The organism is Lysinibacillus sp. NPDC056220 (genome assembly GCF_049315265.1).
In the GTDB taxonomy this organism is placed as follows: Bacteria; Bacillota; Bacilli; order Bacillales_A; family Planococcaceae; genus Lysinibacillus; species Lysinibacillus pinottii.
In genome coordinates, this window is sequence record NZ_JBMOXD010000011.1 from 44,281 (window position 1) to 69,776 (window position 25,496).

General features: G+C 37.5%; 26 protein-coding genes and 11 tRNA genes. 12 read left to right on the forward strand and 25 right to left on the reverse strand.

Annotation, left to right across the window (positions count from 1 at the left end; genetic code table 11):
* The first annotated feature begins 182 nt into the window (after positions 1–182).
* On the forward strand, positions 183–1,304 hold the full coding sequence (locus ACOZBY_RS20605; protein ID WP_012292152.1) for a response regulator: 1,122 nt from the start codon (positions 183–185) through the stop codon (positions 1,302–1,304).
* 53 nt (positions 1,305–1,357) lie between these two features.
* Here the strand turns inward: ACOZBY_RS20605 and ACOZBY_RS20610 are convergent, their stop codons facing one another.
* On the reverse strand, positions 1,358–2,005 hold the full coding sequence (locus tag ACOZBY_RS20610) for a response regulator (RefSeq protein ID WP_008173403.1): 648 nt from the start codon (positions 2,003–2,005) through the stop codon (positions 1,358–1,360).
* 12 nt (positions 2,006–2,017) lie between these two features.
* Positions 2,018–3,133, reverse strand: coding sequence for a GAF domain-containing sensor histidine kinase (locus ACOZBY_RS20615; RefSeq protein ID WP_197224064.1), 1,116 nt, complete (start codon positions 3,131–3,133; stop codon positions 2,018–2,020).
* A gap of 183 nt (positions 3,134–3,316) precedes the next feature.
* On the opposite strand from ACOZBY_RS20615, the gene ACOZBY_RS20620 reads away from it, so the two are divergent.
* Entirely contained in the window at positions 3,317–3,742 is a 426-nt protein-coding gene (locus tag ACOZBY_RS20620) for a disulfide oxidoreductase (protein WP_012292150.1), read from the forward strand.
* Positions 3,743–3,796: 54 nt separating this feature from the next.
* A complete protein-coding gene (locus tag ACOZBY_RS20625) occupies positions 3,797–4,660 on the forward strand; it encodes an RluA family pseudouridine synthase (RefSeq protein ID WP_289449740.1) in 864 nt (287 codons plus the stop codon).
* A gap of 24 nt (positions 4,661–4,684) precedes the next feature.
* Here ACOZBY_RS20625 and ACOZBY_RS20630 read toward each other — a convergent pair whose 3' ends face one another.
* Entirely contained in the window at positions 4,685–5,515 is an 831-nt protein-coding gene (locus ACOZBY_RS20630) for an aldo/keto reductase (protein ID WP_012292148.1), read from the reverse strand.
* 84 nt (positions 5,516–5,599) lie between these two features.
* A complete protein-coding gene (locus ACOZBY_RS20635) occupies positions 5,600–5,770 on the reverse strand; it encodes a hypothetical protein (protein WP_012292147.1) in 171 nt (56 codons plus the stop codon).
* A 395-nt stretch (positions 5,771–6,165) separates the two neighbouring features.
* Here ACOZBY_RS20635 and ACOZBY_RS20640 point away from each other — a divergent pair, with 395 nt between their 5' ends.
* On the forward strand, positions 6,166–7,011 hold the full coding sequence (locus ACOZBY_RS20640; protein ID WP_031418236.1) for a VOC family protein: 846 nt from the start codon (positions 6,166–6,168) through the stop codon (positions 7,009–7,011).
* A gap of 35 nt (positions 7,012–7,046) precedes the next feature.
* On the opposite strand, the gene trmL is transcribed toward ACOZBY_RS20640, so the two are convergent.
* A complete protein-coding gene (trmL, locus tag ACOZBY_RS20645; RefSeq protein WP_012292145.1) occupies positions 7,047–7,520 on the reverse strand; it encodes a tRNA (uridine(34)/cytosine(34)/5-carboxymethylaminomethyluridine(34)-2'-O)-methyltransferase TrmL in 474 nt (157 codons plus the stop codon).
* Between the two features lie 67 nt (positions 7,521–7,587).
* A complete protein-coding gene (gene queG, locus ACOZBY_RS20650) occupies positions 7,588–8,721 on the reverse strand; it encodes a tRNA epoxyqueuosine(34) reductase QueG (RefSeq protein WP_012292144.1) in 1,134 nt (377 codons plus the stop codon).
* 59 nt (positions 8,722–8,780) lie between these two features.
* Here queG and ACOZBY_RS20655 point away from each other — a divergent pair, with 59 nt between their 5' ends.
* The 3 genes from ACOZBY_RS20655 to ACOZBY_RS20665 all read left to right on the forward strand — a co-directional run bounded on the left by ACOZBY_RS20655 (position 8,781) and on the right by ACOZBY_RS20665 (position 11,880).
* The gene (locus ACOZBY_RS20655) at positions 8,781–9,470 is read left to right on the forward strand and encodes a B3/B4 domain-containing protein (protein WP_012292143.1); all 690 of its coding nucleotides are present in this window, start codon (positions 8,781–8,783) and stop codon (positions 9,468–9,470) included.
* Positions 9,471–9,485: 15 nt separating this feature from the next.
* Entirely contained in the window at positions 9,486–9,995 is a 510-nt protein-coding gene (locus tag ACOZBY_RS20660) for a hypothetical protein (RefSeq protein ID WP_289449742.1), read from the forward strand.
* A gap of 298 nt (positions 9,996–10,293) precedes the next feature.
* Entirely contained in the window at positions 10,294–11,880 is a 1,587-nt protein-coding gene (locus tag ACOZBY_RS20665; protein ID WP_012292141.1) for a catalase, read from the forward strand.
* A 47-nt stretch (positions 11,881–11,927) separates the two neighbouring features.
* Here ACOZBY_RS20665 and ACOZBY_RS20670 read toward each other — a convergent pair whose 3' ends face one another.
* The 3 genes from ACOZBY_RS20670 to nagB all read right to left on the reverse strand — a co-directional run bounded on the left by ACOZBY_RS20670 (position 11,928) and on the right by nagB (position 14,264).
* Complete coding sequence (locus ACOZBY_RS20670) at positions 11,928–12,329, reverse strand: cytidine deaminase (protein ID WP_031418233.1); 402 nt, start codon at positions 12,327–12,329, stop codon at positions 11,928–11,930.
* Positions 12,330–12,351: 22 nt separating this feature from the next.
* A complete protein-coding gene (locus ACOZBY_RS20675; RefSeq protein ID WP_012292139.1) occupies positions 12,352–13,260 on the reverse strand; it encodes a S66 peptidase family protein in 909 nt (302 codons plus the stop codon).
* Positions 13,261–13,550: 290 nt separating this feature from the next.
* Complete coding sequence (nagB, locus tag ACOZBY_RS20680; protein WP_012292138.1) at positions 13,551–14,264, reverse strand: glucosamine-6-phosphate deaminase; 714 nt, start codon at positions 14,262–14,264, stop codon at positions 13,551–13,553.
* A gap of 186 nt (positions 14,265–14,450) precedes the next feature.
* Between nagB and ACOZBY_RS20685 the strand changes: the two genes are divergently transcribed.
* Entirely contained in the window at positions 14,451–15,197 is a 747-nt protein-coding gene (locus ACOZBY_RS20685) for an arylamine N-acetyltransferase family protein (protein WP_099806321.1), read from the forward strand.
* Positions 15,198–15,237: 40 nt separating this feature from the next.
* On the opposite strand, the gene ACOZBY_RS20690 is transcribed toward ACOZBY_RS20685, so the two are convergent.
* Together ACOZBY_RS20690 and ACOZBY_RS20695 are read right to left on the reverse strand one after the other, a co-directional pair.
* A complete protein-coding gene (locus tag ACOZBY_RS20690) occupies positions 15,238–16,323 on the reverse strand; it encodes an S-layer homology domain-containing protein (RefSeq protein WP_289449743.1) in 1,086 nt (361 codons plus the stop codon).
* 82 nt (positions 16,324–16,405) lie between these two features.
* Positions 16,406–16,765, reverse strand: a complete 360-nt coding sequence (locus ACOZBY_RS20695) for a VOC family protein (protein ID WP_031418229.1) — start codon at positions 16,763–16,765, stop codon at positions 16,406–16,408.
* Between the two features lie 162 nt (positions 16,766–16,927).
* Here ACOZBY_RS20695 and ACOZBY_RS20700 point away from each other — a divergent pair, with 162 nt between their 5' ends.
* The 3 genes from ACOZBY_RS20700 to ACOZBY_RS20710 are packed head-to-tail and all read left to right on the forward strand — an operon-like array spanning position 16,928 to position 19,039.
* Complete coding sequence (locus ACOZBY_RS20700) at positions 16,928–17,524, forward strand: TetR family transcriptional regulator C-terminal domain-containing protein (protein ID WP_031418227.1); 597 nt, start codon at positions 16,928–16,930, stop codon at positions 17,522–17,524.
* Positions 17,525–18,226 (forward strand): SGNH/GDSL hydrolase family protein, encoded by a 702-nt coding sequence (locus ACOZBY_RS20705; RefSeq protein WP_099806319.1) that lies wholly within the window; start codon positions 17,525–17,527, stop codon positions 18,224–18,226.
* 3 nt (positions 18,227–18,229) lie between these two features.
* Positions 18,230–19,039 carry an SDR family NAD(P)-dependent oxidoreductase gene (locus tag ACOZBY_RS20710; RefSeq protein WP_099806318.1) on the forward strand — a complete coding sequence of 270 codons (810 nt, stop codon included), beginning with the start codon at positions 18,230–18,232 and terminating at the stop codon, positions 19,037–19,039.
* 19 nt (positions 19,040–19,058) lie between these two features.
* Here the strand turns inward: ACOZBY_RS20710 and ACOZBY_RS20715 are convergent, their stop codons facing one another.
* From ACOZBY_RS20715 to ACOZBY_RS20725, 3 genes are all read right to left on the reverse strand, one after another.
* On the reverse strand, positions 19,059–19,754 hold the full coding sequence (locus ACOZBY_RS20715) for an ABC transporter ATP-binding protein (protein ID WP_012292131.1): 696 nt from the start codon (positions 19,752–19,754) through the stop codon (positions 19,059–19,061).
* 2 nt (positions 19,755–19,756) lie between these two features.
* On the reverse strand, positions 19,757–20,788 hold the full coding sequence (locus tag ACOZBY_RS20720; RefSeq protein ID WP_031418223.1) for an ABC transporter permease: 1,032 nt from the start codon (positions 20,786–20,788) through the stop codon (positions 19,757–19,759).
* A 434-nt stretch (positions 20,789–21,222) separates the two neighbouring features.
* Positions 21,223–22,443, reverse strand: coding sequence for a helix-turn-helix domain-containing protein (locus ACOZBY_RS20725; protein WP_031418222.1), 1,221 nt, complete (start codon positions 22,441–22,443; stop codon positions 21,223–21,225).
* Between the two features lie 135 nt (positions 22,444–22,578).
* On the opposite strand from ACOZBY_RS20725, the gene ACOZBY_RS20730 reads away from it, so the two are divergent.
* Complete coding sequence (locus ACOZBY_RS20730) at positions 22,579–23,874, forward strand: S8 family peptidase (protein WP_012292128.1); 1,296 nt, start codon at positions 22,579–22,581, stop codon at positions 23,872–23,874.
* Between the two features lie 586 nt (positions 23,875–24,460).
* Here ACOZBY_RS20730 and ACOZBY_RS20735 read toward each other — a convergent pair.
* From ACOZBY_RS20735 to ACOZBY_RS20785, 11 genes are all read right to left on the reverse strand, one after another.
* Positions 24,461–24,541: transfer RNA gene (locus ACOZBY_RS20735), tRNA-Leu, on the reverse strand.
* 47 nt (positions 24,542–24,588) lie between these two features.
* Positions 24,589–24,662: transfer RNA gene (locus ACOZBY_RS20740), tRNA-Cys, on the reverse strand.
* 8 nt (positions 24,663–24,670) lie between these two features.
* Positions 24,671–24,745 (reverse strand) — tRNA-Gly (locus tag ACOZBY_RS20745).
* A 6-nt stretch (positions 24,746–24,751) separates the two neighbouring features.
* A tRNA-Gln gene (locus tag ACOZBY_RS20750) sits at positions 24,752–24,826 on the reverse strand.
* Positions 24,827–24,830: 4 nt separating this feature from the next.
* Positions 24,831–24,906 (reverse strand) — tRNA-His (locus ACOZBY_RS20755).
* Positions 24,907–24,950: 44 nt separating this feature from the next.
* Positions 24,951–25,026, reverse strand: a tRNA-His gene (locus ACOZBY_RS20760).
* A gap of 12 nt (positions 25,027–25,038) precedes the next feature.
* Positions 25,039–25,112 (reverse strand) — tRNA-Trp (locus tag ACOZBY_RS20765).
* Between the two features lie 23 nt (positions 25,113–25,135).
* Positions 25,136–25,219, reverse strand: a tRNA-Tyr gene (locus tag ACOZBY_RS20770).
* 9 nt (positions 25,220–25,228) lie between these two features.
* A tRNA-Thr gene (locus ACOZBY_RS20775) sits at positions 25,229–25,304 on the reverse strand.
* A gap of 10 nt (positions 25,305–25,314) precedes the next feature.
* Positions 25,315–25,387 (reverse strand) — tRNA-Phe (locus ACOZBY_RS20780).
* Positions 25,388–25,403: 16 nt separating this feature from the next.
* Positions 25,404–25,479, reverse strand: a tRNA-Asp gene (locus ACOZBY_RS20785).
* Between the last annotated feature and the right edge of the window lie 17 nt (positions 25,480–25,496).

Sequence of the window (25,496 nt, forward strand, 5' to 3'; positions counted from 1 at the left end):
TTACTAACTCTCGCCTGTGGAAGACCTACTACAAATTGCTTTATTCTAGTATCAAATTTTTAATAGAGAAATTAAGTGATTTTATCTTTTCATGCCCTTTCAGTATATATAGAAAGCCTTTTCAACCAAAATGAACTAGAGTTTAATGGTTTTTAATTTAATTGTAAAAAGGAGAGTTTGATGTGATTCGAGCCGTTTTAATAGACAATGAACCTTTAGCTTTACATTATTTTCAAAATAAATTACAAGTATTTCAACAAATTCAGGTTATCCAAACCTTTACTAGTGTAGAAGTATTTCTTAATGAGCTGCCCTCGATAGAATTTGAGGTTCTATTCTTAGAGGTAAAACTCAAAGAACTTTCTGGACTTGAAGTAGCAGACATGATTAAAACAGAGCGTCCACATGTCAGTGTTGTTTTTATTACTTCCTATCATGAATTTGCTTTACAGGCTTATGAAATTGGTGGGCTTGACTATTTATTAAAACCTATCAGCCATGCTCGTTTAGAAAAAACGGTGACTCGTATTGAGCATGAATTTTCAATACAACAAATGCTTCAACAGGCAACTCAAACGTTATTAAACGTACAATGCTTTGATCAATTTGCTGTTTATAGCAATAAAAGCTTAGTGGCATTTAAAACCGAAAAGACGAAGGAATTGTTTGCTTATTTTATTTTGCATCCAAATATCCCGATTCACCGAGATTATTTAATTGAAATACTTTGGCCAGATTTAGATTATGTAAGAGCCAAATCAAATCTTCATACAGCTTTGTCGTACTTACGAAAAACATTAAATACAATTGGCTATGAAAACTGTATTGTTTTTTCAAATAAATACTATATTTTTGAAAAACCAAGTCTCGTGTGTGACTTATATGATTTTCAAAAACTTCATGAGGATTTTTCACGATTAGAATTTCCTTCTATATCTTTAATTCATCAATGTCTAGCAATTTATAAAAATGGTTTATTTGTATTCGATGATTATGAATGGGCAAAAGCCTATAAGGATAGATTAACGAAATCATACATAGAGTTATTAGAAAAAGGGTTCCAAACTACCGTTTTTTCAGATACTGATAAAGCAATTGAATTTTTACATGCTTTGTTAGAATATGATCCCTATAATGAACAAAAGCTTGAGCACTATTTATACACATTAATTCAGGCGGGTCTTCATGAGCAGGCGCACAAAATTTTCCTAACGTATAAACAAAAACTAAAAGAGGATTTAGCATTACCTCCAAGTTCTACTTTATTAGAGATATCAAAAAAATTATTTGTGGAAAGTAAATAACCACACTAAAAACGACGGGCTCCTACACATTGTAGAAACTCGTCGTTTTTGCTTTAGCTACCGCTTCCCTCTGTCAAACCATGCTTAACCGCATATAGAGCAGCCTGGGTACGATCTTGTACTTGTAATTTTGTAAATATATTAGAAATATGAGTTTTAACTGTTTTTTCTGTAACAAACAATGAGGATGCAATTTCTCGATTACTTTTCCCTTTTGTTAGCTCTGCCAGCACATCCTGTTCACGAGGTGTTAATGGATTTAACGAATGTGGGGCATTCTGTGCCTCCTGGCGATCCATTTCAAGTGTGGTTGTAGCCTCTGGGTGTAATGTATTTTCGCCACGCATAATGCGACGAATTGATAAAACCAATTCATCTGGCTCAATATCTTTCAATTGATAGCCTGCTGCCCCTGCCTCCATTGCAGGGACAACATGGTCCCTATCTGAAAAGCTTGTCAGCATTAAAATCTCTATTTTTGGAAATTTTGCTTTAATGCGCTTTGTCGCCTGTATGCCGTCCAACTCAGGCATCACTAAATCCATTAAAATAATATCTGGTTGGATACTTTCTGCTAATGATACGGCTTCATGTCCATTTTTTGCCTCTCCAACAACCTCAATATCTTTTTGTGTCTTTAAGAAAAACAATAATCCTCGACGCACTACGTGATGATCGTCTGCAATTAATACACGTATCATGTCCTCTCCCCCTTAGTATGGCAAGCGGATTAGCAGTTCCGTACCTTTGCCCATTTCACTTACCCAGTCAGCAGTGCCACCCACTGATTTTGCACGGTCCTTAATGGATTGTAAGCCCATTGACAATAGCTTCGTATTATTGTCAATGACAAACCCTCGTCCCTCATCGCGTATAACCAATAAAATATCTGTAGACGTGACGGTAATATAAAGTGCTGCCTCTAAAACACCAGCATGGCGTCGCACATTATTTAAAGCCTCTTGAGCTACTCGAAATAATGTCTCTTCAATGCGCGATGGAAATTGTAGGACTCCTGAAACCGTAACATGTAATTTTAAGCCAAGCATCTCAGCATATACTTTTATCGCTTCCAGTAAGCCATTTTCCAATCCCTTTGGTCGTAGCTGCCAAATCAATGCTCGCATCTCTGTAAGCGCATCCTGAGTTAAATGCTGTATCTCTTTAAATGTTTCTTTCACATCACTATCCTGTGTCATTTCAATACCAGCTCTCGCCGTTAGCGTAACCGAAAATAATAGTTGATTGACAGAATCATGTAAATCCCTTGCTAGACGATTGCGCTCCTTTACAAGGGCCATTTCTTGCTCTTGTTTCGTCAGTAAAATTCGCTTTATAGCAGAACCCATCTGAAATGCTACTGACTCCAATAGAGCTAGCTCCTCCTCAGAAAAACGTACCGTATCCTTAGAAGCTACATTTAGTACACCAAAACGTTCCTGCCCTGATTGAAGGGGCACAGTGGCATGATGGGTAATTCCTTCATGATCCCCAACATTAGCTGCGATTGCACTTTCAATACGTTGACATTCAATAATATTAGATGCCTTTTTTAGCTCCTCATTACGATAACGAGATACACACCAGCAGCCACCTTTATTTAAATAGTGACAGTTTTTAAATTCCAATGCCTCAGGTAAATTTTCATGAACAACAAGCTCCGAGCGTCCCTTTGCATCAATAAAAAAAATCCAGCCTGTTTCAAAATTCGTGCCATTTAAAAATTGGATAAGGGCCCCTTTTAGCATCGTAACGATTTCAGTTTCTTCATTTAATAGTTCTGCAATTTCCTTTAATATACTTATATTGGAATGCTCATTTTCCTTCACGAAAACACCTCTTCTTTAGCATTACTATTATTAATGATACCATTAAGGCGTTAGGCTCGTCTTCATTAGCCGTTCATACTTTAGACTGAAATTATCTTCCTTATTTTGCGTAAGTTAATTTACATATAAAACTAGAACAACTATAATCGTACAAGTAGTGTTTTTATAAAGGGGAGAATTGATATGTCTAAAAAAGAGGAAAATGGCTTATTATTTATATGGATAGTATCTGCTGTAGCTACACTTGGTTCATTATACTTTTCTGAAATTCGTCATTATGAACCGTGTAAATTATGTTGGATACAGCGTATTTTTATGTACCCGATTGTCATTATGGCCACTGTAGCCTTTATACAAAAAAATGCTCGTATTGCTGTTACAACAGCGGTTTTTTCTGTTATCGGAGGCTGTATCTCACTCTATCATTATGGCATTCAAAAGCTTAGCTTTTTAGCGGATAGTGCCCCTTCTTGTGGCGCCGTATCATGTACAGGACAATATATTAATTGGTTAGGCTTTATTACTATCCCATTTTTAGCATTAACTGCATTTATTTTAATTGCAGGGGCAAGCTTCTATTTAATCAAAGCTACAAAAGCTGTAAAATAATCAAAAGACCGTGTTCTACCATTAGAATACGGTCTTTTCTACGGAGGAAGATCAATGTTTCTTTATGCATTTAATGAAGATAACTTAACGATTGAGGAACTTTTACGTAATCACTGGCGACTAGGTAAAAAGCTCGTACATGAATTACGTATGGCAAAAGCTATTACTTTAGAGAATAATGAACTTGTTCAATGGAATACTCCTTTACAAGTCGGCACTATTGTCAAATTTACATTCCCAATCCCAGCGTCTAGCTATAAACCAACACCTGTTTGTGCGATTGATATAGTCTATGAGGATGATCATTGCTTAATCGTATCGAAGCCAAAGGGTATGGCAACTCACCCTAATGATGACCGAGATACCCATACATGTATGAACCATGTTATGGCACATATTCAAGAACAAGGTGGTATTTATGCAGAGCATGTCCATCGATTAGATAAAGGGACACAAGGTTTATTACTTGTAGCCAAGCATCCTTTAGCGAAATCAATTTTCGATCGAATGATTGAAGAAAAATCTATTATTCGGACATATGCAGCGGAAGTACAAGGAAATATACGCTCCTCATCGGGTACCATTTCTGAATCTATTGGTAAGGATCGCCATCACGCTTCTAGACGTGTCGTGTCGCAAACTGGACAGCATGCAGTGACCCATTATGAAGTCGTTTCACGCTACAAGAATTCTTGTGTGGTCCATTTGATTCTTGAAACTGGTCGAACACATCAAATCCGTGTACATCTAGCCTACATCGGTCATCCCATTATTGGTGATACTATGTACGGCGCAAGAGAAACTGCTAGTGGTGATTATGAACTCCATGCTATCCAATTAGAATTTGACCATCCATTTTTAAATAAACGCATTACCGTCAAGGACGAACAATTATCAAAAAATCCCGCTTCTCAATAACGAGAGCGGGATTTATATATAGAACTAAAAATCAAATTTGAAATGATCTGGATCTTGCCCAAATCGTTGATTACGATTTAATGACGCTATCTTTTCCATTTGAGTCTGTGTTAATTCAAAGTCAAAAATCTGTGCATTTTCTTCAATTCGACTTGGTGTCACTGATTTAGGAATAATTAATGTGTCATTTTGTAAATGCCAGCGTAACACTACCTGAGCAGTGGTCTTGCCGATTTCCTTGCTAATTTCTAAGATAGTAGAATCATCAAGTACGCCACCTCGCCCTAACGGTGACCATGCAGTGACAGCAATCTGATGTTCATGGCAATATGCACTTAATGCTTGTTGCTGTAAATACGGATGCATTTCCACCTGATTAACCATTGGAGCAATATTGGCCTTTGCTAGTATTTTTTCTAAATGATGCTCATGATGGTTCGACACACCAGTTGCTCGAATTAGTTTTTCATCGTATAGGCGCTCAATAGCGCGGTAAGTTTCCTCAAATGTTTCTGGAACAGCCCAATGTGTCAAATATAAATCTACGTAATCCATCTTAAGTTTCTTTAGCGATACTTCAAAAGCCCGTAAGGTTTCATCATATCCTTGGTCATTATTCCATACTTTTGTGGTAACAAAAATATGCTCACGTGGTATACCTGAATAACGGATAGCTTCTCCTACCTCTGCTTCATTCCCATACAAAGATGCTGTATCGATAGCTCTATAACCAAACTTCAGCGCTGTATCGATGGATTGTAATGTTTCTTCATGATCTGTCATTTTATAAACACCTAAGCCGAAACGAGGCATTTCTACTCCATTTGATAATGTTTTCGATGATTGTAAATACACGAATCACAACCCCTTTCTTTTTCCTAGTACCATTATACAAAAAATTGGATTTAAGAAAAATAAGGAAGCTACTGTTATTTACCACTATTCATCCTTTTCCTCGATACTTTCCAATTGAATAGGATCTGCAATACGCTCATCATCCGCAAGCTCTAGACCATCACGTAAATGTTCCATTTGTTTGCCCAAATCTTTTAATTCCTTCATATCTCTCGCCATCGTACCATTTTCAATGTTTGGCACCTTTTTTTTCATACTAATCACCTCCTTAATAGTTTTCCCGATAATTATACGTTTGAACCATTTCTGACATATTTTATTCAGGTATGTCGTTTCATTTTTATAGTAGATAGGCTATACTAAATAGAGATGTCTTTATTACATGAGGAGGGTTACTTCCATGAAACTATTATTAATCATTGGTGTAACAGTTGCTTTCTTAACAGCTATTTTTACTGCTGGGTACGAAGGCGATTACAAAGCGGATAAATAATACCTCGAGAAAATCACTAAGCATTAGATATGCTTAGTGATTTTCTTTTTTGTCGACAATAAAAAAATAACTTACTTGACTTTCAGTTATTATTAAAATAAACTAACTTACATAAAGTAACTAAATGAATAAAAATAACTTACCGGAGGTATTCTATATGCATTTTCATGAAAAACCTAACACATATGTAACAAATGTTGAAATAAAAGTAAGCGATCTTCAACGTTCTTTAACATTTTATCAAGAGGTTATTGGCTTCAACGTTTTACACCAAGAATCACATAAAGCTACTTTAACAGCAGATGGACATACTGCACTATTAACAATAGTCCAACCAGACACAGTGGAAGAAAAGCTTAGCATGACGACTGGACTTTATCACTTTGCATTACTATTACCAACTCGTCGTGATTTGGCAAATATTATAACGCATTTTCACGAAAAAGGAGTATATCTTGGGGCTTCTGATCATGCTGTCAGTGAAGCACTCTATTTAAATGATCCTGATCATAATGGTATTGAGGTATACGCAGATCGCCCTGAAAATGTATGGGATTGGCATCAGGACCAAGTGAATATGGTAACAGAGCCACTAAATATTCGATCGATTTTAGAAGAAGGTGATGGAAATTGGGATGGCCTCCCATCAGGTACAGTGATGGGACATATTCACTTATCTGTTTCGAACTTGGCAGAGGCTGAACAATTTTACACAAAGGGCTTAGGCTATGATATTGTGGCACGCTATGGTTCACAGGCATTATTTATTTCTACTGGCCGCTATCACCATCACATTGGCTTAAACACTTGGCACTCAGAAAATGCTCCAAAGCTTGGAGAAAACCAAGTAGGCTTAAAAACGTTCTCACTGCGTTTAGATAATGAAGAACAAGCATCCATGATGAAAGCAAACCTTCGCACAATTGGTGCACGTGTTATCGATATAGACGGTGGATTCCAAACTGAAGATCCAGCTGGAAATGTTGTATTATTAAAATTTTAGTAAAAAGCAGTTCTCACAAATGAGAACTGCTTTTATTAATGTAAACCTGGATATCCCTGTTGTCGTAATGCCTCATATATAACAATCGCAGCCGTATTAGATAAGTTGAGTGAACGGACATGATCACTTTGTGGAATACGCAAGCACATATTACGACGTTCATACGCAAAGTCTTTTGGCAAGCCTGTTGTTTCTTTTCCAAACATAAAGTAAATGTCACGCTCTTTATTACTAAAATCATGTGTGGTGAACGGCTCATCACTATATGTTTCGATTAAATATACATCTCCATCTCTAGAGTACTCTATAAAATCATCCAGTGAATTATGATAAACAATATTCACACTATGCCAATAATCTAAGCCTGCCCGCTTTAACATTTTATCATCGGTTGAAAAGCCTAGTGGACGAATTAAATGTAATGATGTATTTGTACCAGCGCAAGTGCGAGCAATATTTCCTGTATTCGCTGGAATTTCTGGTTGATATAAAACGATATGCAATGGCATAACGATACACTTCCTTATTATAAAAATTTCTTTAAGTGGAACTCATTTAATGGAGTGTTTTTTCTCTTCATTCATGAAAAAACTGCAAACCTTTGTGAATTTCGTTCAATACTTCTTCGTCCTGCTCATTAGCTTCCGCGTCATATAGGGCAGACTTAGCCTGTTCTCCGCCTATCTTCCCTAAAGCCCATGCTGATGTGCCTCGTATGACTGGACGATCATCGTTCTTCAAAAGGTTGATGAGATCTGGTATAGCCGCTTCCTCTTTAAAATGGGCCAGTGCAAGGATGGCATTTCGTTGAATAGGCTTTTTACCTCGCCATGAACCAGAAACGTGGCCAAACTTGGCCTTAAATTCTCTATTGGAAATCGTTAATAGTGGTGTTAATAATGGTTTGGCAAGCTCTGGATCCGGTATAAATTCATCATGAATCCAATTAATCTTCCCTTTATTTTTGGGACACACAGTCTGGCATGTATCACAACCATAGAGGCGATTACCAATGTGATTACGAAACTCATCAGGAAGTGTTCCCTTCGTTTGAGTGAGGAAGGCAATACAACGTTGTGCATCCAATTGCCCTCCTTGGATTAATGCACCCGTTGGACAAACATCCAAGCATAAGCGACATTCCCCGCACTCATCCTCCATTGGCTTATCTGGCGAGAATGGAACATTGGTTATGAGCTCTCCTAAATACACATATGACCCGAATTCAGGTGTTATAATCGAACAGTTTTTACCACTCCAGCCTATGCCTGCGCGTTCTGCTACAGCACGGTCTACAAGTGCACCTGTATCAACCATCGACTCGATACGTACACCTTCGACACGCTCCTCAAGCCAAGCAGATAATAACTTCAAACGTTCACGAATTGCTGTATGATAATCGACACCCCATGAAGCACGGCAAAATATTCCTCTTCTAGCTCCCTTTTTACCAATGGGTGCATTTTGCATACGGGAGGGATAGGCAACGGCTATCGAGACAATACTCTCTGCTTCGTTTAATAATTGAAGGGGTTCGGTACGTTTTTCAATATCACTTTCTTCAAAGCCAGACTGATAACCAAGCTCCTGCTGGCGACGCAGTCGGTTTTTTAATTCTGTAAAGGGAGCTGCTGTTGTAAAACCTATTTTATCAACGCCAATGGCTCTTGCATATGCCACAAAGTCTCGCTGTAGGTCATGTATGTTCATTTTATTTCCAACTCCTTACATGATACAATAATAGAAATAGATAAAGTAGGTGATGTTCTTTGGAAATTTCCATTAATGAATCTCTATTAACACAACATCCCGAGCTAAAAATCGGCATTATTCATTATACCAAAATTGTTGTAGCAGAATCCCCTCAAATGATTAAAGGTCGGATGCAATTGTATCAAGAAAACCTTTTTCTAGACATGCAGGATTTTCCTGTGAACCAGCGTGAGGGTATTGCTGAATGGCGAGTATTTTGGAAAAAGCTAGGTTCAGATCCAAATCGTTATCGACACTCAGCAGAAAGTCTTATGCGGCGAATTAGTAAACAAAACTATGTAACACCATTTCATTCTGCTGTAGATTTAAATAACTTCTTCTCTCTTCAATATGAAATTCCAGTTGGTCTATATGATATAGCCTTTATGAAAGGATATGTAGAAATAGCTCTTGGCCATGAAGACATTGGTTATGAGGGTTTAAATGGGCGTTTTAATACATTCAACAAGATCCTCTACAGTCGTGATGAGAAGGGAGCATTTGGTTCTCCATTTGTCGATTCTAAACGTACAGCCGTTACAGAGGATACGACTGAGGCGCTACAGATTTTTTATCTCAGACCCTCATTAACACATGAAGCAGCGAATGACCTTTTGGCGTCAGCAGGCAAAATGTTTAACCAAATTCATGGAGGTGACTATCAAATTGCCCTCCTATCAAACAATGCACCATCTACAAGTTTATAAAAAGGACGTGTTTGCGTGATCAATCTTGCAGAAGCTGTTAAACTAAAAAGTATTTTAGGAAAAAAAACACAAGAGCTTATTAGTGAATTACATCGTAGTGCTTTTGTGACAGTAGAAAAGGGACAGACTCCTAAAACAAGTAACCGTGCACTCCCCCTTATCGAAACCGAATTGGCACAAGTTCGTCTAGATACCCGTACACTAGATCGTCTAGTATATGAAGCAAACATCCAAAACACAGTAGAATTTAAAGATCAGAAACTCGCACTAGTAGAAGCTATCGAATTAGCTACACAGCTTCGTGCTGAGGCTGAGTTATGTAAAGAATTTAGTATGCGGGAAAAAGAAAGTGTTCGTTTTGGCTATGGTGATGGAGCAATTCTATACGAGATTGCATTATATGAGCCTGACGACTATCGGGAGCGCGCAATGAAGCTTGAAAAAGAGGCACATAAATTATCCAATCTTATTAATTCAAAAAATTACAGTATACAAATTAACTTTGATGATTCCCGCTATTTCTAGTCTCGGGGCGGTGAGACTCCAAACCGAGTTGGATGTGCTGTTTTCAAATTTAGCTTTACGGCTAATTAGATTAAAACCAATAACAAGTTACCTGTTACTGTATGACCCATGACTAATGACCAACTATAGGTAAAGGCCATACTCAAAAAACTTGATTCCATTTGAAAACACCATCCAAGGCTCTCCTACATTTATGTATGGAGAGCTTTTTTTATTAGCGAATATGTAAAAATTCCCTATGTCTAAATTACCCCTTTCAAGGACAAAATGGACGTATCTATTGGAAAGGGGTCATACGATGACGCAGAAAAATGATTCAACACATGATCAAGATACAACATTGACAAATCGACAGGGGCATCCCATTACTAACAATCAAAATTTACGAACAGTCAGTAATCGCGGTCCTGCAACACTTGAAAATTATGATTTTCTAGAGAAGATAAGTCATTTTGACAGGGAGCGAGTACCGGAACGAGTTGTTCATGCTCGCGGTGCTGGTGCACATGGTTATTTTGAAACATATGGTGTTGTAGGCAATGAACCTATTTCTAAATATACTCGGGCAAAGGTCTTTCAGGATAAAGGAAAAAAAACACCTGTATTTGTCCGTTTTTCAACGGTTATACATGGTGGACACTCTCCTGAAACATTACGAGATCCACGAGGCTTTGCTGTAAAATTTTATACAGAGGATGGCAACTGGGATTTAGTTGGTAATAATTTAAAAATCTTCTTTATCCGTGATGCCATGAAATTCCCTGACATGATTCATGCATTTAAGCCTGATCCTATTACTAATATTCAGAACGTTGAACGTTTCTTTGATTTTTGTGCTAGCTCACCAGAATCCTTCCATATGGTTACATTTGTATATTCACCTTGGGGTATTCCAGCTAACTATCGTATGATGCAGGGCTCTGGCGTCAATACGTATAAGTGGGTTAATCAGGAAGGCAAAGGGGTCCTCGTCAAATATCACTGGGAACCACTTCAGGGCATTAAAAACTTAACACAAAAAGAAGCAGAAGAAATTCAGCAGAAAAATTTTAATCATGCCACACAGGATTTATATGATGCGATTGAACGTGAAGAATTTCCTGAATGGGAGTTACATGTTCAAATTATGGAGGATGGTCCACATCCTGAGCTTGATTTTGATCCATTGGATGACACAAAGCTTTGGCCAAACGATCAATTCCCATGGTATCCAGTCGGTAAAATGGTGTTAAACAAAAATCCTGAGGACTATTTTGCAGAGGTAGAACAAGCTACTTTCGGTACGGGCGTACTAGTCGATGGCTTAGATTTCTCTGATGATAAAATGTTGCAAGGTCGTACATTCTCTTATTCGGATACACAGCGTCATCGTGTAGGAGCTAACTATCTTCAATTGCCAATTAATGCGCCAAAAAAACGTGTAGCAACCAATCAAAGCGGTGGGCAAATGATGTATAAACGAGATTTAGCACCTGGTCAAAATCCACATATTAATTATGAGCCCTCCATGTTAAATGGCTTAAAGGAAGCAACACAGGATGGTAAGGAATATACTCCATATGTAGAAGGCAACCTTGTTCGAGAATCCATTGACCGTCAAAGTAATACCAAGCAAGCTGGCGAAACTTATCGTAACTTTGAGCAATGGGAGCGCGATGAACTGCTTGCCAATTTAATTCGTGATTTATCGGTCTGTCATATGGAGATACAAAATGCCATGATTGCACTTGCGGAAGAAGCAGATGAAGAATATGGTCGTTTGCTAAAAGAAGGGTTGCATAAGGCTAGAAAGGAATCCTCAACTTCAAAGCCACTTGGCAATATTGATGGAGATCAAGCCCCTCAAAATGCGATAGATAAAGGCCATAATGCTGAGCCTTATTAAGGCAAACGTAAAAAGACATTACATTTTTATGTAACGTCTTTTTTGCATTATTGTTCATAGGCCTTATACCAATGATAGGGTTGTATCTCTTTTAAAGTTTTAAATAGTAGTGTATCGTCTGTATTCGTAACTGCTGCTTTCACATTCTCTCCCCAATAAAAGAGTCTTTCTTGGCAGACCCCACAGGGTGTCAGTACTACGAATTTAGATTTTTCATTTTCTCTAGCAACACAAATCGAATGTGTCACCTTTGTATTCAATTTATGTGCCTCCAGAATAGCACCCGTTTCCATACATAATTCAGTAGCTGCATTGATGACCTCTGGTGCAACACTAGTTAAAATATGCCCGTCCTCCGAATACAAAGCCGCCGCTCCACCCCATCCTGACGGATATCTTTTCTCCACTAATTGGACGGCTGCCTCATAGAGCTTTTTCTCAATATCCATATCATTTAACATCTCCCTATAGTCAATACACACCTGGTAATATCTTCAACACTTTTTCCTCTGCATCTAAATAGGCGTCTACCCCCAAGGGAATGCCTACATTGGTTGATTCATGTCCTATTTTAAAACCTGCCACAACAGGAATACCTAAGTCTCCAAAATACTCTTTCATTAAATTATGTAAGGCTGTTTCATTCGCTTCTGTTTGTGTAAAGGAACCAATGACAACACCTGCTAGTTGCTCAATTTTCCTAGCTTGCTTTAATTGCTGTAACATCGAATCAATATTAGGAATGGATTCTGCTAACTCCTCTATCAATAAAATCTTACCTTCTGTTTGTATCTCAAATTTAGTGCCTAATGTGCTGACAAGACGATACAGATTTCCTCCTATTAATTCACCGCGTGCCACCCCTCCAGCAATGGTTGTTAAAGGAGAAATTGACTCCGTGTATTGTATTTCAATGGGGGAAAATAATTGTACAAACATTTTTTTCGATAGTTCATCCATTTTATTGGCCGCCATTAACATAGGTCCATGGAATGTTACTAAATTGGCGTACTCATTGATCGCACAATGCAAATAGGTAATATCTGAAAAGCCCCAGAAAATTTTTGGATTTTCCTCTAATAACGTATAATCAATTTTTTCAGCTATGCGAGCAGAGCCATAGCCACCCTTTACACAAAAAATAGCTTTCACTTCAGGATTTTTTACCATTTCATGAAAATCAGCTAGCCTAACTTCATCACTACCAGCTAAATAATCATGCGTTGCATGGATCGTATCCCCTACAATATAGTGAAGACCCAACTCGTCTAAAAAAGATAATGCGTCCCCTAGCTTTTCATGATTTACTACACTTGATAGGGCAACTACACCAACTAGATCTCCCTTTTGTAAACGTGGTACGGTATTTTTCACGTTCATTCCTCCTCTTATTTTCCTTAAGCTTGCCTCTATACTGATGTGAGGCACTTATCTATTATTGCCTCTTCTTCCCATGATTCTATACGATCATTTACTTCTTGAGGAGAAACTATCGACATTCTAGCGATAGGAACCTTCAGACTCTTGAACAGTAACCTTTCTCTTCAACAAGGTTGATTTAATTGTTATTGTAGCAGTAATTTGCTGGAGCGTATATTCCTTGCTCATATGGTAATCAGAAAAACAAGAAAGCAAAGACTTCAATCATAAGAAGGCTTTGCTTTTTATTGTTAATTGGTACCGCCATAAATAATCGTGACGTTAGGATGTTTTAATAATTGGCTTGCAGGGAAATCTTCAGTAATATGGCCACTTTTTAATTTTTGGATGGCCTCCATCTTCTTTTCACCAAAGGCAATCAGGACAATTTCCTTCGCCTTCATAATCGATTGAATGCCCATCGTAATGGCATGTATTGGGACATCTGCTGCGTCATCAAAGTAAATCGCATTTTCTGTTCTTGTCGATTCCGTTAATTCAACAATATTCGTCATCGAATCGAACGGTGTACCTGGCTCATTAAAACCTATATGACCATTTACGCCAATTCCAAGAAGCTGTAAATCAATACCTCCTGCTGCATCAATCCTTGCATCATATGCCTTGCATTCAGCAGCTAAATCCTCTGCCTCACCATTTGGCAAATGTATATTTTCTTGTTTAATATTTACACCATTAAATAGATTGTTGTGCATGAAAGTCCAATAACTTGCAGGACTTGAGCGCTTAAGACCTACATATTCGTCTAAATTAAAAGTTTGTACATCCTTAAATGTTAATTGACCGGCTTGATATCGCGCTACTAATTCTTTATACATTCCTACAGGTGAACCACCAGTTGCTAATCCTAGAACACTATTGGGCTTCTTCTGTATTTGCTTTAAAAAAATATTTGCGGCCACTTCGCTCATTTCGTCATATGTATTGACTTCGATCCATTTCATTTTCCTTATCATACCTACCTTAATTTCTTATTCATTAACTATACTGGGAAATATTTCACTTTATAGTAGCTAATATATTAATTCTACAAGTTATTTAGCTATTTTTCTATCATTTCCCTCTTAATATTATGCGTGTATTCTGATGCTGTTTCGGTTATGTTATTAATAAGGAAGTGAGGCGATTTTATGAATGCACAGATTCAGCAATATTTACAGCATATTCAATTTCAAGGAACCTTAGAGCCTACCGTCCAACTACTTGGACAGCTACAAACAAAGCATCTATTGACGATTCCCTATGAAAATTTAGATGTTGCCTTGAACCTCGGTATCTCATTCTCTATTCCTGATTTATTTCAAAAGATTATTATAGAAAGACGTGGGGGCAATTGTTTTGAACTGAATATTTTATTTAGCTGGCTTTTACGGGAGCTCGGCTTTTCAGTTACCAATCGCTATGCTCAGTTTTGGCGTAATGTTGAAGAACACTCTCCTCCTGAAGATATACCCATGCACCAGCTATTACTAGTAAAAGATGCAAAACAATCCTATATTTCAGATGTAGGCGTTGGTGCTTTAGCGCCTTGTAAACCAGTACCGTTAATAGCAGGATATCAGCATCGCGAAGGCCGAGAATTGTATAAAGTAGAGTATGATGAAGAAAATGGTTGGATGCTTTTTGAACTAACCAAGCAACAATGGCGTTTGCTTTATTGTTTTCATGATGATGCAAATGATGCAAAATTTGCCCCACGACTCTCTAAACAAAAAAATAAAATTGCCATGATTCGAACTATTCGTGGACGTCACACGATGATGAACAATGAATTTAGAATTTACGAAGGGCAATCCTTAACTACCTATACAACAAACACTGAGAAGGAATGGCTGCAAGCTCTACAGCGCTTTTTTCATATCTCTTTACAACAATAAAGGAAAGCGAGTCCATCAGTGGCTTGCTTTCCTTTCCTGATTATTTCATTGTCCGATTGAATAGTTCAAATACAACTTTATCATTGTGTAGTTCCTTGACTAAACCAATATCATCTACGAAATAATAAGTTTTTACCACATCACTATATACTGACCTTTTCTCTACTATAATTACACCCGTATATTGCACTTCTCCAGCTTGTACTGTACCATTCGTTGATTTTACAGTTACTCGTTCTCCTGCAGTAACCCCTGGATCATCTTCATGTAAAATAACCCCTATTCTAAGTGGTAGTTCCATATATAAATCATAATGTGTATTAGCGTCACTAGCAATGGCTTGACCATATACACGATCATGACCATATAAAAGCTCATCAGAAAGAGTTTGTCCTGTGCTAATATTTTTGACTGTCCATACATCATTTTTACCGTCATGTTGCTTATATCGATAGCTCAAGGTATACCGCTTATGGTCACTTAAAGAATAATAGCCATACGTATAAACAAACGCGGGGTCCTTTAGCAAACTAGGCTTAGAAAGAGTCAATGCTCGCGCTAAAAAAGCTGAGAAGTGGGCACGTGTAACAGGAGCATTAGGTTTAAACTCACCATTCTCATAGCCCCTTACCAAATGATTATGAGCCAGTGTTAAAATTTCTTTATAACCATATGTCTGCTCCGTCACATCTGTAAAATAATAAGGATCTGACCCTTTTAATTGGAAAGCCCTATTTAGCACAATAGCCATTTCCGCTCTAGTTAACGGTGCATCTGGGTTAAATTTATGGGCTGCATCAAATATTCCTTTTTTTTGTACAGCAGCTATTTCTTTGTAGTATTTATTAGCTGGCGTTACATCCTGATAATTGGGGTTTTGTATGTTGATTGTGTTTAGCCCCAAAGCACGTGTTAGCATAACAGCTACCTGTGCTTTCGTTACATAATCATTCGGCTTGAATAACTGATTGGAATAGCCCTTCACAATATCCTGCTCTACTAAATAATGGATTTCTGTCATCAAGGTATCATCCGTTAAATCTTTAAAGCTGGCTGCCTGCACTTCCCTCGGTATTATGCCAATCGCTATCAGGATCAAACATACTAATTTCAATATGTTCCTCACATTATCCCTCCTCCATCGATTCTTTACCCATAAAGACGTGTAGTTATGCTAAAAATGAAAAAAGACTCTTCTGAAAGAGACTTTATTCGTTATTTTTATGTTGAATTAATCCAATTTCTATGCCAGTCGGATCCATCAAATAAGCAAGATAAAAGTCCTCAAACTCCATTTTTCCACGTAAAATAGTAGCCCCATTGCTGGTTGCCTGCTCAATAACTTCATCCATTGCATCCACTTCAATCTGAATTCGTGTACCATGTGGATAATCACTAGGTCCTTTGCTAATACCACCATTAATCCCAATTTTGCTTTCATGCCCAGTTGTAACTGGCCAATAATCCCAATTTGGAGCCGCTATCCTCCAGCCAAACACTTTGCTATAAAAAGCTGCCGCTTTCTTCGGTTCCTGACTATTTAATTCAAAGCCAATCACTCTTCCCATACAAATCCCCCTTTTTTAAGCATAACAAATAATTCAACAAACAATTGGAATTTCCTTCCTTTACAACCGTATTTCAAATAAAAATTTTACCTATTTATTTAATTAGAAAATTATGTATAATTAAATTAGAACGATTGTTCAAATCATTAAAGGAGTACAACATTGAATAAAAGACGCTATGACAGTGACAAGGCAAAGCTTGAAATTATCAAACATGCCACCCAATTATTTTCTCAACATGGCTATAATCAAACATCTGTTGGCGATATTTCGAAGGTTTCTGGTTACAGTAAAGGACATATTTATTATCATTTCGAAAATAAGGAAAAGTTATTTGTGCTTTTAGCGCAGCAATCAATGAAAAATTGGCATGACAAATGGTTGCAAAAAGAATCTTCATACACCACATCAACAGAAAAATTGTATGGTATGGCCCTACATGTCCTCTATGAGTATCAAACACCTTTACTAAAATCAGGTCAGGAACTGGCATCTAATCCTAAATCAACCCCCGATTCTATACAGCAGTTATTCAATTTAGCTATTACACCTATGAATGCTTATCGTGCAATTCTTCAAGAGGGCATCGACCAAAACGAATTTGTTCATGGCGATGTAGATACTTGGACCGTCTTACTAGGCACATGGCTAGGCGGATTATGTCAGCTTACCAATACTCAACATTTGAAATCATTAGAACCACTCTTTCAACAAGCAATAACGATTTTCTTAAAAGAAATTAAAAAAGGTGGGATTTAAATGAAAGTAGGTTTAATAGGTGATAGCTTAACAGAAGGTCGTCCAGGAGTTTCATTTTATAATCTTTTAAAACTGCAATATCCTCATATTTCATTTGACAATCTTGGGAATCCAGGCGAGACGATTAAAAGTTTATTTACTCGCTTGGAAAAAACGCCACTCCAATCCTCCTATGATCTCCTTTTTCTTTGGGTAGGCGTCAATGACGTCTATTCAAAATTATTAAAGGTGCAAGCACAACCCGTGACGAAGGATCATATAGAATTCGAAGAGTACTGCCTCAAAGTATTAGAGAAAGCACATACCGCTTCTAAAAATGTTGTGCTAGTATCTCCAGCATTAGTAGGAGAAGATCTTCAAAATCACTCTAACAACGAAGTAAAAGAGCTAACGTCCGTTATGGAGTCTATTGCATTGAAATCTGGCAATGTTTATTTTGTGAATATGCAAAATCTCTTTAAAGAGCATTTAGAACATTTGGACTGCTCAAGCTTTATTAATACGAGTGTAATGAGAGTTCTACTAGATGTTTTATTTTACAAAAATCCTTTACGCATCGATAAATTATCTCAAAAAAGAGGGCTACATGTAACTTTGGATGGCGTTCATTTAAATAGTAAAGGTGCTGATATAGTGGCACAGCAATATAGCTCTATCATTGAACATTATGCAAACGAAGGAGACAAAATCGGGAGGTCCTAAAAAATGAAAAAGATTGCTGTTGTTACAGGTGGTGTATCTGGGATAGGAAAGGCCATTTGCCAGGAATTAATTACTCGACATATATTTGTCATTATTGCTGATATTCAAGAACAAGAAGGTCGTATGTTAGAAGCACAGTTAAATAATGATGCTGTTCATGCAAAATTTGTACCACTAAATGTAACCGATTACAATAGTGTAGCATCTGTCATTCATGGTGTAATTGAAGAATATCATCGGATAGATTATCTGTTTAATAATGCTGGAATTGCTATGTACGGAGAGCTGGGTGAAACGACTATTGAGGATTGGAAGGAAATTATGGCTATTAATTTATGGGGTGTCATTTATGGTACTCAAATAGGTTATTCACTTATGAAAAAACAAGGTTTTGGACATATCATCAATACCTCATCAGCTGCAGGGTTAGGACCTTCTCCTTTTTCTTCTGCATACGCTACTACCAAACATGCTGTTATAGGATTAACGACCTCTCTACACTATGAGGCTGAGGAATTTGGGATTAAGGTGAGTGCCTTATGTCCAACGTTTGTGGATACACCTATTTTCGATAACGCCAAGGCGATTCATATGGATAAATCAATTATCACCAAACAATTACAGCAGCAAAAAATGATCTCACCTCAGCGAATTGCAAAAATTGCTATAGAAGGTGTTCATCAAAATAAGCCTATCATTTGTCCAATGCCAATGCGCAAAACAATGGATGTTATTTTTACTATTTTTCCTTTTCTACACAAAGCGTTAATGAGAATGGTTTGTAAAGTGAGTCGTAATGCCCGTTTAACCTAAACGCTACAAAGGCTCCCTACTAGTGGGAGCCTTGCTTATTTTGTAATACCACACCATCGCTCATTTTAATAATACGATCTGTATAAGCTAGCATCTCTTCGTCATGCGTCACTAATAATGTTGTGATACTTAAAGTTTTTGTTAATGTTCTTAATAACATCATAATTTCTTTAGAACGCTGTGAATCTAAACTTGCTGTTGGCTCATCTGCAAACAGCACTTTCGGTTGATGAATGATGGCACGTGCAATCGCTACACGTTGCTTTTCTCCCCCTGACAATGAAGAAGGATAAGCATCTTGACGATGAGCCAGCCCAACTAACTGTAATAAACGATTTACTTCATGCTTTTGTTCATGTTTCTTCAGTGGAGACCCAGCAACATCCAACATTAATAGCAGCTGTTCTTCTACGGTAAGAAAAGGTACAAGATGAGCAAACTGAAAAACAAAGCCAAATTTACTTGCACGCAGCTTTCGTACTTGTTCTTCGTTCATAGTCGTTAGATTTTGTCCCTCAAAAAGAATCTGTCCATCCGTTGCGGGTTGCAGTCCAGCAGCTATAGTTAATAGCGTACTTTTTCCTGAACCAGATGCACCTACCAATGCCGTAATCTCTCCTTCTTTTAAGGATAAATTAATACCTTTTAAAATTTCCTCTTCGACATCACCATTTTTAAACGTTTTTCTTACTTCATCAATCGTAAATAAAGTCATGACTAAGCCTCCCCTTGGTGTATTGCTTGTAACGGTTCAATTTTTTTAATTTGTAGACCTGACAATGTAGCTCCCACAAAACCAATGACAAGGAACACTAACGATAGCTGCATTGTTGTACCTAGATTTAACGTAAATGGCATCCCCTTTGGCGCAACTATATTGAATAATTGACTAAGGCTGACTGATAATACTAGTGAAATAGCGGTAATAATCACCATCTGTGTCCAGATCATGTTAAACAACCTACCTGTTTTTAATCCAATTGCTTTTAGAATGCCATATAGGCCAATCTTTTGTACATTCATCATATAGAAGAAAATAGCAAACAGCATACCACTAATGACAACTAAAAACCAAATAATCATATTTAAAGACATCTGTTCCGCACTGTAACTCGGGATAGCATTCAGAAATTCTTTATTGCTATAAGACTGTAGCCCCTCAAAATCCTTGGCAGCATTGTGTGGAACAAAAATTAACTGCATATCCTGTATCCGATACATTTCCTGGTAAGCCTCTTTACTGATATACGCAACAGGGGCATGGCTATATTTCTTTTGCTCCACAAAGCCTTTCACCTTGAACTCTCCACTATATTGATTGTTCGCTAATATATCTCCCACTTTTATTCCCTTTTCCTGTAGCGAGCTGTCTAACAGGACCTCACCTTGACGCACATTTCTAAATAGTGATGACTCTGTCGATGTGACAAAGGCCACACTTTGCTGTTTATCATCCTCATCACTTAAAAAGCCCATTTGAATAGAAAAGGCAACTGCTTCCTTCTCTTCAGACATGACTTCCTGTTGTAGATTGTTAGAGATTCTTGAAAGATTAAACGTCCCATCAGCATCCTCTGTCATGTAGAATTGCCCCTGCGGTAAGTCTTTTATTAAAGCTGCATTATCCTGTGACAAGCCATTCGCCAAACCTGAAATAATAAACGTTAAAAAACTAACTAGGAAGATGATGGAGCCCAAGATTAAAAATCGTACTTTATTTTTCTTCATTTCTTTCCAGGCAAGATTCATCCTTTATCCCTCCATTTCTTTAATTATCCTTAGCTTAAAATTGTTTCATGAACAGAGCATGAACTAATCATTAAGAATGGAAAAGAAAAAAAAGAAACGAAAACAAATAAACCGCTCTGAAGGAAAGTCATTTATCCTACAGAACGGTTTAGATCTTCATCTAAAAAAACTCATATAATCCATTTTTAAAGTAATTGTACTCGTTTTGATTAATTAACTTTCTCCCATACCCTTCATAAAAAATCTGCCTATCTCTCTCAGTTTCAAAGGCTTGTGGTTTACACTGTTCCTCAATCATAAGATAGAGCCACTACCTTCTCCCACTCTTGCCTTTTATAAAACCGGTGGATGAATTGGAACAGATATAATTATTACTGCAGCACTCAGTATTAAAATTGATAATCCAACATTTTTCTTCATATTCACACTCTCCTTTAAATTTCAATAAATTGCATAGCTTTCTCGAACTGCTTTTCTTGTCGATAATACTCTCCCAATAAATTAGAAAATTGTTGGTGCATTTCTTTTAATTCTTCATTATCTGCTATAAATGGAATTAACCTCCCTTCTAAAAAATCCATCGCTTTCTTTTTTTCTTCTCCTAGCAAATATAAATAAAAAGTAGCAAATAAATTAAAACTTAATTTTTTCTTATTTTTTGCTTCTTCCTTTAGAATAGTAAAGGTTTTTATACTTTTTTCCGTTTGTTCTAAGCGAAATTGCGTAACACCTAAATTATATAAGCAAAGCAGATAATGATCACAGTTCTTTGACATTAAAGAAGCGCTTTTTTCAAAGTAAATTAATGCATTTTCATATTCCCATCTCATTTGGTACAAATCCCCCAAATTGTGATATATAGCAGGTAATAGCTGCTGTTGCTGTAATAGCTCCACATTTCTCACTAAATGTTCATAGATTTCGATTGCTTCGTGAAACACTTTTCCTCGAGAGTAATTGAGTGCCAGAGACATTAATGTATAAACAATTCTTTTAAAATTAAATTGGTCCTTATAGAATTGAAGAGCTTTTTTCCCATAAATAATTGCTTGGCTTGGTTCTTCTAACCGCCCTTTTATTAAAGCGAAATGATAGTAAAACTCTCCTTCTAGTGACCCTAGTTCTGGATGTATTTGAAGTATTTGAGTTAGTTCTTTAGCTGCTTCCTCATATTTACCTTTTGTAATTAAAACTAATGCATAATAATATGAATGTAAATACCTTTCATGTTGGGAAAAATTTGGTCGGTGGGCATTTAGCCATTTTAATTGATTGTCTGCTAATTTATGCTCTTTAACAAACACATAATAACGTAACTTATAAAGTTCATATAAATAAATAGATTCTGTAAAACCTATTATTTCTTCATATTCTTTTAATCTGCTCATTGTCTCTTTTACTTTCTCAATCTCTAGGTAATTTATATGTTTTTGTAAATCATTTAATAGGCAAATAATATTTTGTTCGTTATTCTCTACATCGTGAATACTAATATTTAATCGTTCTAGCAGTAGACGTATTGTCTCGCTATTTGCTTCTTTATTATTATTCTCAATTTTACTTAAATGAGGAATCGAGCAAATCCCCATCGCCACTGAATTCTGTGTCATTCCTAGCTTTGTACGATAGTACTTAATTAATGAACCAATCTTCATTTTCATAACCTCCCGTATCGAATGACTGTATTTTACATTTATTATAATCATAATTTTCCCAATAATCAAAAAACCTAAATTATGGTAGATTCAAATTGTAGTACTATAACTTAATTTGAAAAGGAGTTGGAAAGAATGAAAAAAATGAAAAGTACGTTGCTAAGTCTTTTGATTGCAGGATCAGTAATAAACCCGGTGTACGCAACAGCGATGGATAGCGAAGATAGCTTAGGAAACGACGGTGGTCAGGAGAAATTCCGTGTTTATGTTGAGGCAAACAAAAAAACAGAAAAATCAACATTAAAAACTCAATATTCTGCTCGTTGGGAATTAACAGAGAACGGATTTTCAACTGATATGAATGAAAAACAATTCGAAGCATTACAGAAGAATAAAAATTTCACAGTTACAAAAGTGCCTATCGTTACATTAGATACGATAGGTTTGGAAGACGATAGTATGGTAGAAAATGAAACTCTGGATTTGGTAACTTCTTTAAGAGCTTCTCAACAAATACCTTGGGGCATTAAAGCAATTTATAACAATGATACTTTAACATCTACAACTGGAGGAAGTGGCATTAATATTGCCGTACTCGATACGGGTGTAAATATTTCTCATCCTGACCTTGTCAATAACGTAGAGCAATGTAAAGACTTTACAGGTGCGACAACACCCATTAATAACAGCTGTACTGATAGAAACGGACATGGTACACATGTTGCTGGTACGGCCTTAGCTGATGGTGGAAGCGATCAAGCAGGCATTTACGGTGTAGCTCCAGATGCTGATCTTTGGGCTTACAAAGTGTTATTAGATAGCGGTTCTGGATACTCAGATGATATTGCTGCTGCTATTCGACATGCAGCAGATCAAGCAACAGCTACTGGTACCAAAACAATTATTAGTATGTCTCTAGGTTCTTCAGCGAATAATAGCCTCATTTCGAGTGCTGTCAATTACGCATACAGTAAAGGAGTTCTAATAGTAGCTGCAGCTGGTAATTCTGGCTATGCGCAAGGAACAATTGGTTATCCGGGGGCATTACCAAATGCAATCGCCGTTGCAGCTTTAGAAAATGTACAACAAAATGGGACTTATCGTGTAGCTGACTACTCTTCACGTGGTTATATATCTACAGCTGGAGATTATGTCATCCAGGAAGGTGATATTGAAATCTCAGCTCCTGGCTCATCCGTTTATTCTACATGGTATAATGGCGGTTATAATACAATTAGCGGCACATCAATGGCTACCCCTCATGTCTCTGGTTTAGCAGCAAAAATTTGGGCTGAAAATCCGTCATTATCTAACACGCAACTACGTTCTAACTTACAAGAGAGAGCAAAATCAGTAGATATTAAAGGTGGTTATGGAGCTGCTATAGGTGATGACTACGCTTCAGGATTTGGATTTGCTCGCGTTCAATAATTTCAAAAGGTGAAGCATACTAACAATAGTAATACAAACCAAAGCTTTGGTTTGTATTGCTATTTTTTGGGTTCTAAACGTATTCACCAGTACCCCTATTACCCCCAAGTAGTATTATAGCTTCGCTTGTTATACGATATCAGCTTCAAACATATTTCTACATGTAGGGTGAACAGGTTGACCAGAAAACATTTTATCAATACCATTTGCAGTATCGTTCCCTTTAAATTCATCTTGTTGTCCACTAATACCTTCTTCATAAAAATCACCTCCAACCTTTCCATTGAAACTTACTTATTGTGTAATATATTATTTTTTTGACAATGCACCATTCACTTAAAAACTACCTTCTTTAACTAATCTTCCTACACAACTATTGCTATATTATTACGCTAACCTCGTTACCGGTGATAAGGATAGGGAATGTAGTAAAAAGCCTTATATATCAATGTCTTCTACCTGAAGTGTGTAAAATGATTTCAATTCTTATCGTATCCCCAAAAATGAAAAAAGCTCACAAACCCTGTATTATCAAGGTTTGTGAGCTTTCTAAACTTACTAAATGTAACGTATATGTACGTAATGATACCGGTGGTCGGGGTCGAACCGACACTCCAAAGGAACACGATTTTGAGTCGTGCGCGTCTGCCAATTCCGCCACACCGGCATAATGGAGATAAAAAAAATCGGATAAACCGATTAGCAGTAAAAATATGGAGGCGGCAACCGGATTTGAACCGGTGATAAAGGTGTTGCAGACCTGTGCCTTACCACTTGGCTATGCCGCCATCATACTTGGAGCGGAAGACGAGGTTCGAACTCGCGACCCCCACCTTGGCAAGGTGGTGTTCTACCACTGAACTACTTCCGCAAAAAATGGCTGGGGTACTAGGATTCGAACCTAGGCATGACGGAATCAAAATCCGTTGCCTTACCGCTTGGCTATACCCCAACTATGGGGCGACTGATGGGAATCGAACCCACGAATGCCGGAACCACAATCCGGTGCGTTAACCACTTCGCCACAATCGCCATTATATTATAGTTATTATTATGAAATTTACTTTATTCTTGAATGGGGCGACTGATGGGAATCGAACCCACGAATGCCGGAACCACAATCCGGTGCGTTAACCACTTCGCCACAATCGCCATAAAATAAATTGGCAGGGGCAGTAGGAATCGAACCCACACCAAAGGTTTTGGAGACCTCTATTCTACCGTTGAACTATGCCCCTATTTAAAAATAAAAAAATAAAACTGGTGGAGGGGGACGGATTCGAACCGCCGAACCCTAAGGAGCGGATTTACAGTCCGCCGCGTTTAGCCACTTCGCTACCCCTCCGGGAATTCATGGTGCCGGCGATAGGAGTCGAACCCACGACCTACTGATTACAAGTCAGTTGCTCTACCAACTGAGCTACACCGGCAAAAAAATGATGGGTCAGGACGGAATCGAACCGCCGACACTTAGAGCTTCAATCTAATGCTCTACCAACTGAGCTACTGACCCATATATTATAAAAAAATGGCGGTCCCGACCGGGATCGAACCGGCGATCTCCTGCGTGACAGGCAGGCATGTTAACCGCTACACCACGGGACCATTTGGTTGCGGGGGCC